The following is a 13,565-nucleotide window of genomic DNA, read 5'->3' as shown; positions in this document are numbered from 1 at the left end:
GTGGGTGGACGCCGGGCCGGACCGTGTGGGCCGGCTGGTGCTGGTGGCGCACCACCTGGTGGTGGACGGGGTGTCGTGGCGGATCCTGCTGCCGGACCTCCAGGCCGCCTGCGAGGCCGCAGCCGCAGGCCGCACACCCGAACTCGACCCCGTGGCAACGTCGTTCCGTGGCTGGGCCGAGCTGATGGCGGAGAAGGCCGTTGCCCCCGCACTGACCAGTGAGCTGGATGCCTGGGCTGACCTTGTGCGCGTCCCCGACACTCCCTTGGGCAACCGGGAGTTGGACCCTGGACACGACAACGCCGCCACCATGACGCGGCGGTCCTGGACCATCCCGCCCCGGGAAGCCGGCAGGTGCGGTCGGTACCCGGCGGTGACGGTCTGGGCTACGGCCTGCTGCGCTACCTCAACCCGCGGACGAGCCCCGTTCTGTCCGAACTTCCCGCCGCGCAGATCGGCTTCAACTACCTGGGCCGATTCACCACGGCCGGCCGACAGCAGTCCACCGCCGAGGAACCCTGGCAGCTGAGCGGACAGACCGCGATCGGCGGCTCGGCCGGCCCTGACATGCCCGCCCTGCACACCCTGGAAGCCGCTGCGACCGTCCAGGACACCCCGGACGGCCCGGTCCTGACCGTCACACTCGGCTGGCCGACGACGCTCCTGGACGAGGCGGAGGCGGATGGCCTCGGCCGGATCTGGCGGGACACCCTCGCCGGTCTCGCGAACCACGTCGGCGATCCGGCCGTCGGTGGGCACACCCCTTCCGACTTCCCCCTCCTCAGCCTGACGCAGCGCAGTGTGGAGGAATTGGAAGCCCGGGTGCCCGGCCTGGTGGACGTCTGGTCGCTGTCGCCGCTCCAGCAGGGGCTGTTGTACCACGCGACCTACGACGACCAAAGCCCCGACCTCTACGAAGGCCGGCGGATCCTGGCTCTGGACGGGCCCCTGGACGTGGAACGGCTGCGGGCCTCCTGGCGGGCCGTGCTGCACCGGCATCCGATCCTGCGGGCCAGCTTCCACCAGCAGGACTCCGGCGAGGCGGTCCAGGTGATCGCCCGGGACGTGGACCTGCCCTGGCACGAGGCCGACTTGACCGGACTGACGGAGGCCGAGGCGCGGGCAGGACTCGACCGGCTGGTGTCGGACGACGGCTCGCGCCGCCTCGATGTGACCCGGGCGCCGCTGCTGCGGCTGACTCTCGTGCGGCTCGGCGAGCACCGCCACGTCCAGATCGTCACCAGCCACCACATCGTCACGGACGGCTGGTCCCTGCCGGTGCTCATCGGCGAGGTGTCCGCGCTGTATGAGGCGGGCGGTGACGTACGGGCACTGCCGCCGGCGACCTCGTACCGCGAGTATCTGGCCTGGCTCGGCACGCAGGACAAGGAGGCGGCGAGGGAGGCCTGGCGGGCCGAGTTCGCGGGAGCGGACGAACCGACGCTCGTGGCACCCGGGGAACAGGGCCGGGTGCCGACGGTTCCGGCCCGGGTGGCCTTCGAGTTCACCGAGGAACTCACCGGCGCGGTGGCCGAGTTGGCGCGTGAGCGCGGCCTGACGGTGAACACCGTGGTGCAGGGCGCCTGGGCCCTGGTCCTCGCCCGGCTCGCCGGACGGACCGACGTGGTGTTCGGCGCGACGTTCGCGGGGCGGCCCGCGGAGCTGCCGCGCGTGGAGTCGATGATCGGGCTCTTCATCAACACACTGCCGGTGCGCGTGCGGATCGACGGTGACCGGCCGGTCGCCGAACTCCTCGACGACCTCCAGCGTCGGCAGGTGGCGCTGATGGCGCACCAGCACATCGGTGTGCCCGAGATCAGGCGGTTCGCCGGTCCGGGAGCGGTCTTCGACGCGCTCTTCGTGTACGAGAACTATCCGCGCCCCCGCCTGGCCGAGCCCACACCCGACACCCTGACCATCCGTCCCGGGGGGAAACCGGATGACACCGCGCACTACCCGCTCACCCTGGTCGCGGTGCCGGGGGACCGGTTGCACGGGGAACTGATCTACCGGCCCGAGGTGTTCGGGCAGGAGTGGGCGGAGCAGGTGACCGCCTCGCTCTCGTACGTCCTCGAACAGCTGACGGGCGATCCGCAGGCCCCCGTCGCGGGGATCGGTGTGCTGAGCCCCGCCCGGCGCGAGCTGGTGGTGGACACGTGGAGCGGTACGCGTGCGCCGGTCGAGGCCGCACCGCTGCCGGAACTGTTCCGGCGTCAGGTACGGCGCTCGCCGGACGCGGCGGCGTTGGTATCGCGTGACCCCGCGGCGACGACCCCGGCTTCCGCAACAACCGACGCGCCGGACGCCCCGGACTCCCCGCGCCCCGCGGACGGCCGCCTCGATGCCGGCGAGCGGACACTGACGTACACGGAGCTGGAGACGGCCGCCGGACGCCTCGCCCGCTACCTCGCCGACGCCGGTGTGGGACCGGAGGTCCGCGTGGCCGTACTGGTGCCCCGCTCGGAGGCCATGGTCGTGTCCGTGCTCGCCGTGTCCATGGCGGGCGGTGCCTTCGTCCCCGTGGACGCGGGTCACCCGGCGGACCGTGTGGCGTTCCTGCTGCGGGACGCCGACCCGGCGGCCGTGGTGTGCACGCGGCAGACCCGGGGCGCGGTGCCCGACGGGTTCCGGGGACGGATCGTGGTCCTCGACGACCCGGACGTCACCGCGGGCGTGGCCCGCCGCGCGGGCGGCTCTCTCGACGACACGGAACGGAACGCGGCCCTGCGCCCGGAGAACGCCGCATACGTGATCTACACCTCCGGGTCGACCGGCACCCCGAAGGGAGTCGTCGTCACCCACACAGGACTCGCCCACCTCGCGCGGGCGCAGATCGAGCGGTTCGCGGTGCAACCGGACGCACGTGTCCTTCAGTTCGCCTCGCTGAGTTTCGACGCGGCCGTCTCCGAACTGTGCATGGCCCTGCTGTCCGGCGCCCCACTCGTGGTGCCGGACCAGGACGGGCTGCCGCCACGCGTGACACTTGCCGAGGCGGTACGGGCGTGGGGCGCCACCCACGTCACCGTGCCGCCCAGTGTGCTCGCCACCGAGGAGGCACTGCCCGCCTCCCTCAGGACGCTGGTGGTGGCCGGCGAGGCCTGCCCGCCCGCGCTCGTGGACCGGTGGGCCGCCGACCGGCGGATGGTGAACGCGTACGGCCCGACGGAGGTGACGGTGTGCGCGGCGATGAGCGAACCGCTCGCCCCTGGCGCCGGCATCGTCCCCATCGGCCGCCCTCCGGCGAACGTACGTGTCTACGTCCTGGACGCCTTCCTCCAGCCGCTGCCCCCGGGCGCGGTCGGTGAACTGTACGTCGCCGGCCCGGGCCTGGCCCGCGGTTACGGCGGGCGGCCCGGACCGACGGCCGAGCGCTTCGTCGCCTGCCCGTTCCTGCCCGGCGCGCGCATGTACCGCACCGGCGACCTCGCCCGCTGGACCGACACCGGCGAACTGGTCTTCGCGGCCCGTGCGGACGGCCAGGTGAAGGTACGGGGTCACCGCATCGAACCCGCGGAGGTGGAGAGCGCCCTGACGGCCCACCCGGCGGTCGCGCAGGCCGTGGTGGTGGCCCGCGAGGACCGACCGGGCGAACATCGGCTGGTCGCCTACTTCGTCACCCGGAACGTGCCGTTGGCCGAGGAACTCGCCGCAGAGATACGCGAGTTCGCCGCCGGACGGCTGCCGGAGTACATGCTGCCGGCCGCCTTCGTGCCACTCGACGCCCTGCCCCGCACCGCGAACGGCAAGCTCGACCGCGCCGCGCTGCCCGCGCCGGACTTCGCCGGAAGGGCGCGGGGGCGTGACCCGCGTACGCCCGCCGAGACCGTCCTGTGCGAGCTGTTCGCCGATGTGCTCGGCCTCGACCGGGTCGGCGCCGACGACAGCTTCTTCGAGCTGGGTGGCGACTCCATCTCGTCGATGCAGCTGTCTTCCCGGGCCCGGCAGGCCGGACTCGTGGTGACGCCACGTCAGGTCTTCGAGGAGAAGACCCCCGAACGCCTCGCCCTCGTCGCCGACGCAACCGGCCCCACAGGTCCTGACGGCGCGGATGTCGCTGTCGGCGAGGTGCCGTTGACCCCGGTGATGCGGGAACTCGGCGAGCACGCCCTCGGCCCCGGATTCGCGCAGTGGGTGGTCCTCGGGGCACCGCCGGACCTCACCCGCGAGACCCTCGTCGCCGGTACCGGCGCCCTGACGGCCGCCCACGACATGCTGCGGGCCCGGGTGACCGAGGACGGACGGCTCATGGTCCCCGAGGCCGACGACTTCGACGCGGAGGCGCTCGTCATCCGTGTCGACGCGAGCGACGCGGCCCCGCACGACCTCGACGCGATCGCGGTCCGCGCCGCCCGCGAGGCCGTGGGGCGGCTCGATCCCACCGCCGGCGTGCTGCTCCAGGCGGTCTGGGTGGACGCCGGACCCGAGCGGAGCGGACGCGTCGTGCTCGCCACGCATCACCTCGCCGTCGACGGGGTGTCCTGGCGGGTGCTCGTGCCCGACCTCGCCCAGGCGTGCCGGGCCGCCGCGGCCGGACGGGAACCCCGGCTCGACCGGGCGGTCACCTCCTTCCGGCGGTGGGCCACGATGCTGGCGGAGCAGGCCCTCGCACCCGCCCGGACCGCGGAACTGCCCCAGTGGACGCGGCTCCTCGACGTCACCGAACCCCTCGTAGGTGAGCGCGCCCTGGACCCCGCGGTCGACACGGCGGCGACCGTGCGTCACGCTTCCTGGACGGTGCCCGCACCTGAGGCGGCCACCCTGACCGCCACCACCCCCGGCCTGTTCCACTGCGGGGTGCACGAGGTGCTCCTCGCGGGCCTCGCCGCGGCCGTGGCGCACGGCCGGGCGGACGGCGACCGGGTCCTGCTGGTCGACGTAGAGGGCCATGGCCGGGAACCGGTCGACGGAGTGGACCTGTCCCGCACGGTGGGCTGGTTCACCCGTACGCACCCCGTGCGCCTCGACCTGAGCGAGGTCGATCTGGACGACGCCCGCGCCGCGGGCCCGTCGAGCGGAGCCCTGCTGAAGGCGGTGAAGGAGCAGACCCGTACGGTGCCCGGCGACGGGCTCGGCCACGGGCTGCTGCGCCACCTCAACCCGGACACCGGACCGGCCCTGGCTGCCCTGCCGGCGCCCCAGATCGGCTTCAACTACCTGGGCCGCTTCACCGCGGGCGCCCGCCAAGGGGCACCGGCGGACTGGCAGTTGACCGGGGAGATCGGTGGCGGCGCCGACCCGGACATGCCGTCCACGCATGCGCTGGAGGCCGGCGCCGTCGTGGTGGACACTGCTGACGGGCCCGAGCTCACCCTGTCCCTCGGCTGGCCCGCCGGCGTGCTCGACGACGCCGCCGCCCGACGACTCGGGCAGGCCTGGCTGGACATGCTCAGCGCGCTCGCCGCCCACACCGCCGGCCCCGCCGCCGGTGGGCACACCCCTTCCGACTTCCCCCTCCTCGATCTGGCGCAGAGCCAGATCGAGGAACTCGAAGCCGGGTTCGCCGACGACCAGGCCTAGCCGGCCGACCACACTCTGCCCGCACTTTGCCCACGTCCCGCCCATGCCCCTGCCGAGGAGAGAAGCGATGACCCGATCCCCAGTCGAGGACGTGTGGCCGCTGTCGCCGCTCCAGGAAGGCCTGCTCTTCCACGCCGCCTTCGACGACCAGGGACCCGACGTCTACACCGTGCAGTCGGCCCTAGCCGTCGACGGGCCGCTGGACGAAGCACGGCTGCGCGCGTCGTGGACGGCGCTCCTGGACCGGCACGCCGCCCTGCGGGCCTGCTTCAGGCAGGTCAGCGGAGCGCAGATGGTGCAGGTCATAGCGCGGACCGTAACCCTGCCGTGGCGCACCGAGGACCTCTCGCACCTGCCCGAGGAGCAGGCCCGCGCCGCAGCGGAGCGCCTCGCGGAGCGTGAACGCGCCGAGCGTTTCGACCTGGCGACCGCGCCGCTGCTGCGGGTCCTGCTCGTCCGGCTCTCCGAGCACCGGCACCGCCTGGTGATCACCAGCCACCACATCCTCATGGACGGCTGGTCCGCACCCGTACTGATCGGCGAACTCGCCGCCCTGTACGCGGGCGACGGCGACGTCACGCGGCTGCCCCGCACGACGTCGTACCGGGACTACCTGCTGTGGCTCGGCAAGCAGGACAAGGAAGCCGCCCGTACCGCGTGGCGGGAGGAGCTGGCCGGGGCCGACGAGCCGACCCTGGTCGCGCCGGTCGTCCCGGATCGCCCGCCGGTCTTCCCCGGCCACGTCGACCGCGAGCTGCCGGACGCGGTCGCCCGCGCGCTGACCGAGCTGGCCCGCACCCGCGAACTGACCGTGAACACCGTGGTGCAGGGCGCGTGGGCGCTGGTTCTCGCCCGCCTGGCCGGGCGCACGGACGTGGTGTTCGGCGCCACGGCGGCCGGGCGCCCCGCGGACCTGCCCGGCGTGGAGACGATGGTGGGACTGCTCATCAACACCCTTCCGGTGCGGGTGCGGCTCGACGGCGACCGGCCGGCCGCCGACCTGCTGCGGGACCTCCAGCAGCGGCAGTCCGCACTGATGGGCCACCAGCACCTCGGTCTGCTGGAGGTACAGCAACTCGCCGGTCCGGGCGCGACGTTCGACACGCTCGTGATCTACGAGAACTTCCCCCGGCAGCCCGCCGGACGCGCGGGCCGGGCCGCCGCGCCCGACATCCCGGTCATCCGCCCCGAGGGCTTGGCCCGCGAGGCGGCGCACTACCCGCTGACCCTTGTGGTCGCGCCCGGCGAGCGCACCCGGTTCCGGCTGGAGTACCGGCCCGATCTCTTCGAGAGGCCTGCCGCCGAGGCCGTCCTCGACTCCCTGGTCGCGGTCCTGGAGCAGCTGGTGGCCGACCCGGCCGTGCCGACGGGCCGTATCCGGGTCACCGAACCGGAGCTCCCCGAGGCGAGTGCCGGGCCCGGCGTGGCACCCTCCCGCACGGTGCCCGAGGTGATCGCCGAGCGGGCCGCGGACGCTCCGGACGCCGTGGCGGTCGTAGCGGACGAACAGGCCCTGACTTACGGGGAGTTGTGGGCGTCGGCGGGAAGGCTCGCGGCGTATCTCGCGAACGCGGGCGTGGCGCGCGGCGACCGCGTCGCCGTGGTGCTCGAACGGTCCCCGGACCTGATGGTGGCGCTGCTCGCCCTGTGGCGGGCCGGGGCCGTACAGGTGCCCGTGGACCCCGGGAACCCGGCGGAGCGGGTGGCGGCGGTCCTCGCCGACTGCGGGGCCTCGGCGGTGCTGTGCTCCGCCGCGACACGCGCCGTGGTGCCGGAGAGTGCGACCGGCGTCGTGGTTCTCGACGATGCGGCGGTGCGGGCCGACGTGCTCGCGCACCGGACCGACCCGCCCGCCCTCCCCGTCACCGCGCACGAGGTGGCGTACGTGATGTACACGTCCGGCTCGACGGGGGAGCCCAAGGGCGTCGCCGTTCCGCACGGCAGCGTGGCCGCCCTGGTGAGGGAGCCCGGCTGGCGCCTCGGCCCGGACGACGCGGTGCTGCTGCACGCCCCGCACGCCTTCGACGCCTTCCTGTTCGAGGCCTGGGTGCCGCTGACGGCGGGCGCCCGCGTGGTCGTCGCCGGGCCGGGCGTGGTCGACGCGCGGGAGGTGCGCCGGTACGTGGCCGACGGTGTCACCACGCTGCACCTCACCGCCGGCACCTTCCGGGTGCTCGCGGCCGAGACCCCCGAGTGCTTCACGGGGCTGCGGGAGGTCCTGACAGGCGGGGACGTGGTGCCCGTCGGCGCGGTGGGCCGGGTGCGCGCCGCCTGCCCGCAGGTGGCCGTACGGCATCTGTACGGACCCACCGAGACCACCCTGTGCTTCACCTGGCACACCGTGCGGCCCGGCGACGAGGGTCTGGCCGTACTGCCGATCGGCCGTCCGTTGCCCGGCCGTCGGGCGTATGTGCTCGACCCCTTCCTCCAGCCGGTCCCGCCCGGGGCGACCGGCGAGCTGTACCTGGCGGGCGCGGCCCTGGCCCGCGGCTACTGGAACGCGCCCGGCCGGACCGCGGAGCGCTTCGTCGCCTGCCCGTTCCTGCCCGGCGAGCGGATGTACCGCACCGGGGACCTGGCCCGCCGGACGGACGACGGCGAGCTGGAGTTCGCCGGCCGCGTGGACGCGCAAGTGAAGATCCGCGGGTTCCGGGTGGAACTCGGCGAGATCGAGGCCGCTTTGACCGCGCACCAGGCCGTCGCGCAGGCCGTGGCCGTCGCCCGCGACGACGGTCCCGGCGGGCGGCGCCTCGTCGGCTACGTGGTCCCGGCGGCCGGAGAGACGGCGGACCCCGACCGGATACGTGAGTACGTCGCCCGGCGCCTGCCCGACTACATGGTTCCGGCCGCCGTCCTCGCCCTGGGCGCGCTGCCCGTGACCCGCAACGGCAAGGTCGACCGCAAGGCACTGCCCGCACCGGACTTCGCCGCCCGGGCCACCGGGCGCGGGCCGCGCACGGGAGCCGAGGAGAAACTCTGCCGCCTCTTCGCCGAGGTGCTCGACCTCGAACGCGTGGGCTCCGACGACAACTTCTTCGAACTGGGCGGTGACTCCGGCCTCGCCATGCGACTCGCCGGCCGGATCCGCGAGGAGTTCGACGCCGAACTGCCCATCCGTCAGTTCTTCGGCTCGCCCACCCCCGCCGGGGTCGCCCGCCTCCTCGCCACCCGGGCCCGCCCCGTCCTCACCGCGGCGGGACCCGACACGCAGGAGGCGGAAGTCCCCGTCACCGCAGGCCAGTTGCAGACCTGGCTGACGGCCGGGATCGACGACGAGACCGGCGTGGACCGCATCCCGGTGGCCCTGCGGCTCACCGGCGAACTCGACAAACAGGCCCTGAGCTCGGCACTGACGGACCTCGCGGCCCGCCACGCCGTCCTGCGCACGATCTTCCCCGGCACCCGCGGCGCGGACCTGCACCAGCGGATCCTGACCGTCGAGGAGGCCATGCCCACCGACCTGGTGCCCGAGGAACCGGTCGATGAACAAAGGCTGGCCGACGTCCTCGCCGATCGCGCCCGCCGCCCCTTCGACCTCGCCCGCCACATCCCCTGGACCCGGCACCTGCTCGCCCTGTCCGACACCGACCATGTGCTGCTCCTGGTCGTGCACCGGATCGCCGCCGACGAGGCCTCCGTGGACGTCCTGCTGCGCGACCTGGCCACCGCCTACGCCGCCCGCCGCGAAGGCCGGGTACCCGAACGGGCCCCGCTGCCTGTGCAGTTCGCCGACTACGCCCGCTGGGAGCGGGATCTGCTCCAGGGCGAACAGGCCAGGGAGAGCCTCGCGGGCGACCAGCTCGACTACTGGAAGGACACCCTCGCGGGCATCGACGCCGAACTCGCGCTGCCCGCCGACCGGCCACGCCCGCAGATCGCCTCCCACCGGACGGGAGCCGTCCCGCTGCGCCTCGACGCCGCACTGCACGCCAGCATCGCCGACCTGGCCGAATCCGCCGACACGACACCGTTCACCGTGGTGCACGGCGCGCTCGTGGCCCTGCTCGCCAGGCTCGGCGCCGGCGACGACATCACCGTCGGCACGCTGATCCCGCGCCGCGACGACCCGGCCCTCGAAGGAGTGGTGGGCCCCTTCGCCGGCCCCCTCGCCCTGCGCGGCGACGCCTCCGGCGATCCGACCTTCACGGACCTGCTCGCCCGGGCCCGGGAGACGTACCAGGAGGCCGCCGCGCACCGGGACGTGCCGTTCGAGCGGCTGGTGGACGTGCTCGACCTGCCGCCCTCGCTCGCCCGCCACCCGGTCTTCCAGGTCATGCTCGACGTCCGCGACGACATCGCCGACGCGTGGCAGCCCTGGGAACTGCCCGGCCTGCGCACCACCCGATTGGAGACGGGCCCACGGGCCGGCGAAACCGACCTCTCGCTCGACCTCGCCGAACGCTATCTGTCCGACGGCGACCTCGGCGGCATCGACGGCCGGATCCGCTACGCCGTCGACCTGTTCGACGAACCCACCGTCACGGCGTTCGCGCACCGGCTCACCCGCATCCTGGAACACGCCTGCGCAGACCCGGAGTTGCGGCTGAGCGCACTGGACGTCTTCCTGGACGAAGACGAGCGCCGACAGGCCGTGGACCTCGGCAACGCCACCGCGGCCCCGCTCCCCGACGCCACCGCGGTGGACCTCTTCGCCGCGCAGGCCGCACGAACTCCGGCCGCCGTGGCCGTCCTCGACCAGCGGATCCCCGGCATGTACGAGGCGTCCATGACGTACGAGACGCTGGACGCCCTCTCCGACGACGTGGCCCGGCGTCTCGTGGCGGCCGGCGCGGGACCCGAGCGCGTCGTCGTCGTGGCGCTGCCACCCACCCTCATGCTGGTGATCGCGCTGCTCGGGGTCCTGAAGTCGGGAGCCGCCTGCCGCTTCGCCGACCCGTCCCGGCCATGGGAGGACGAGGACCGGAACCCGCCCGCCGCCCTGCTGTGCGACGCCGCCGGCCCCGTACCGGCCGACACCGGCGTCCCCGTCGTCCTCCTGGACGACCCGGTGACGGACACGGAGCCCGCTCCGGACCGGCCCGAAGCCCCTGCCGCGCAGGCGAGCCGGCAGGAGCCCGGAGGGTCGGGCGAGCAACTGCCGCGCCCCGGCCACCCCGCCGTGCTGCTCGACAGCGCGACACACCCCGGCGTCGCGGCGGTCCTCTCCCACCGTGCGCTGGTCAACCAGTTGGCACACCGTGCGCGTACCGCGCAGAGCGAGGAACCGCTGCGGCTGGACAGCCGCGCCCCGGCCGCGGACCTCCTGACCCCGTTGCTCGCGACGCTCTGCGCGGGAGGCCAGGTGACCCTGGGGCCGGCACAGGCGACACCACCCGGCGCCGGGCACGGTGCCGCGGAGATGGGCGGCCTCTGGCTGGAGCACGACGAGGGCACAGGGACGGACACGACCGGCGAACAGGCGCCCGCGGGACGGCAGGTGGCGAACACCCGCGCGTATGTGCTGGACGACTTCCTGCGGCCGGTGCCCCCGGGCGCCCTCGGCGACCTGTACCTGGCGGGCGCCTCCCTCGCCCGCGGCTACCTCGGCCGCCCCGGCACCACCGGCGAGCGGTTCGTGGCCTGCTCCTTCGGCCCGGCGGGCGAGCGGATGTTCCGCACCGGGCAGCGGGCGCGACGGGACGCGACGGGCGGGCTCACCGTGCGGGCCGGCACCGACCCCGCCACACGACGCGGACGTGCGGGCCGCCGTACCGGCAAGACAGGCGGCGACCTCAACGTGCTGCTGCCGCTGCGCCCCGATGGCAGCCGCCCGCCCCTGTTCTGCATCCATCCCGGCATGGGCCTGAGCTGGGGATACGCCGCCGTGCTCCCGTATCTTCCGGCGGACGTGCCCGTGTTCGGCATCCAGGCACGCGGCCTGGCCCGCCCCGATTCACTGCCCGGCAGCATCGAGGAGATGGCCGCCGACTACGCGGACGAGATCCGAGCCGCGCAGCCCTCCGGCCCCTACCACCTGCTCGGCTGGTCCATCGGCGGCACCCTCGCCCAGGCCGTGGCGGCCCGCCTTGAGGAACTCGGCGAACAGGTCGCGCTGCTCGCGCTGCTCGACGCCTACCCCAGCAGCTCTGCCCAGTCCCGGATGCGCGGCGAGGAGGACGGAGCGGCGGACGGCTACGCCGTGCTGCGGCAGGACGAGGGCGGCATCGCCGACCTCTACCGCTCCACCGGCCTGAGCGAGCAGTCCCTGGCCAACCTGGAGAAGGTCCTGCGCAACATGGCCGGCTTCACACCCCACCACACCCCGCGGACCTTCGGCGGCGACCTGCTGCTCTTCGTCGCCACCGAGGACCGCCCCGCCGATCTGCCGACGACGGAAGCGGTCGCCGTCTGGCAGCCCTACGTCGGCGGGGAGATCGAGTCGCACGAGATCGCCGTCAACCACTACGACATGCTCCAGCCCGGACCCTTGGCGCAGATCATGCGCATTGTCGCGGAAAAACTCAGGAAGGACTGAAGAGATGACCAATCCCTTCGACAACGAGAACGGCACCTTCATGGTCCTGGTGAATGACGAAGGCCAATACTCGCTCTGGCCGAATTTCGCGGAAATACCCGAGGGATGGACCGTCGCGCACGGTGAGGCCACCCGCCAGGAATGCCTCACCTTCATCGAGGAGAACTGGACGGACATGCGACCCAAGAGCCTGGTAGAGGAAATGCGCTGAGCGCGGATGGACACCGAGTCCATCGCGGCCGTCGCCATCGGCGACGTCGCCGTCATCGTCGTCGCCTCACGGCTCCTCGGCGGCCTGGCCCGGCGCTGCGGTCAGCCCGAGGTCATCGGGCAGATCATCGCCGGGATCGCGCTCGGGCCCACCCTGCTCGGGCGGCTGCCCGGCAACCCGACGGACCGTCTCTTCCCGGAAGAGGTCCTGCCGTTCCTCACGGTGCTGTCCCAGGTCGCCGTCGTGCTCTTCATGTTCGTCGTGGGGTACGAGATGGACCCACGGCAGCTGCGCCGGGGCGGCAGAGCCTCGACGACAGTGGCGCTGTGCGCGTTCCTGGTCCCGGCGAGCCTCGGGGCGGGCCTCGCGGGAGGCTTCCCCGGGGTGTTCGCCGCGGTCCGGCCGGACGGCGGCGACGGCGCGGCCGGCCGGCCGTTCTGGATGTTCATGGCGGTCGCCCTGTCCGTCACCGCGCTGCCCGTCCTCGCCGCCATCGTCCGTGAGCGCGGACTGGCGGGCACCCCGGCGGGCAGCGTGGCCACCGCGGCCGCCGGGCTCATGGACGTGGTGGCCTGGCTGGTGCTGGCCGTCGCGCTGGTCGGCACCGGGCACGCGACCGGGCCCGCCTGGCCGATGACCCTGCTGCTCAGCGCGGTGTTCGTGGCGGTCCTGTTCCTTGTCGTACGGCCACTGCTGGCACGGTGGCTGAAACGGTCGGGCGCGCTGCAGGCCAACCAGCGCACCCTCGCCCTGGCCCTCGCCCTCGGCAGCGGCTGGGTCACCGCGGAACTCGGCCTGCACGCCGTCTTCGGCGGCCTGCTCGCCGGCATCGCCATGCCCCGCAGGAACGGCGTGCCGGACGCCGACGTGCTCAGGCCCATGGAGGAGAGCGCCGGCCTGCTGCTGCCGCTGTTCTTCGTGACGACGGGCCTGTCCTTCGACATCGGCTCCGTCGACGGCGGCGGCGCCGGGCTGCTGGCCCTCGTCCTCGCCGTGGCCATCCTCGGCAAACTCCTGCCCGCCTACGGCGCGGCACGTGTCAGCGGCATGGACCGGCACGAGTCGGCGCTCGTCGCCGCGCTCGTGAACACCCGCGGCCTGACGGAACTGATCGTCCTCAACGTCGCCCTGGACGCCGGGATCATCGGCGACGAACTCTTCACCATCCTCGTACTGATGGCGCTGGTGACCACGTTCCTGACGGGGCCGCTGATCTCACTCGTCGAGCGGTCCCAAGGGAAATGGACACGCTTGACGGTCGAACGCGGTAATTACGAAACTCATTCAAGAAGTCGGAATTCCACGGCCGGGCGGGACGATTCCCCGGTGCGTGAAAACGCGAACAAACCTGAAGGGGGATGA

Annotated in this window: 4 protein-coding genes and 1 pseudogene; all 5 read left to right on the top strand. The window is 73.6% G+C overall.

What is annotated here, in order from left to right; all coding sequences use genetic code 11:
• Positions 1–4: 4 nt before the first annotated feature.
• A pseudogene (locus IF78_RS51000) lies at positions 5–208 on the top strand (condensation domain-containing protein); the annotation flags it as partial.
• A gap of 146 nt (positions 209–354) precedes the next feature.
• Positions 355–5,517, top strand: a complete 5,163-nt coding sequence (locus IF78_RS0136745; RefSeq protein ID WP_158751592.1) for a non-ribosomal peptide synthetase — start codon at positions 355–357, stop codon at positions 5,515–5,517.
• Positions 5,518–5,584: 67 nt separating this feature from the next.
• Positions 5,585–11,992 (top strand): amino acid adenylation domain-containing protein, encoded by a 6,408-nt coding sequence (locus tag IF78_RS44225; protein WP_051828466.1) that lies wholly within the window; start codon positions 5,585–5,587, stop codon positions 11,990–11,992.
• 4 nt (positions 11,993–11,996) lie between these two features.
• Positions 11,997–12,203, top strand: a complete 207-nt coding sequence (locus IF78_RS0136735; protein WP_031487069.1) for an MbtH family protein — start codon at positions 11,997–11,999, stop codon at positions 12,201–12,203.
• Positions 12,204–12,209: 6 nt separating this feature from the next.
• On the top strand, positions 12,210–13,565 hold the full coding sequence (locus tag IF78_RS0136730; RefSeq protein WP_078662722.1) for a cation:proton antiporter: 1,356 nt from the start codon (positions 12,210–12,212) through the stop codon (positions 13,563–13,565).

The sequence above is a fragment of the Streptomyces bicolor genome (assembly GCF_000719285.1).
In the GTDB taxonomy this organism is placed as follows: domain Bacteria; phylum Actinomycetota; class Actinomycetes; order Streptomycetales; family Streptomycetaceae; genus Streptomyces; species Streptomyces bicolor.
This window is presented reverse-complemented; position numbering and strand designations above follow the sequence as displayed.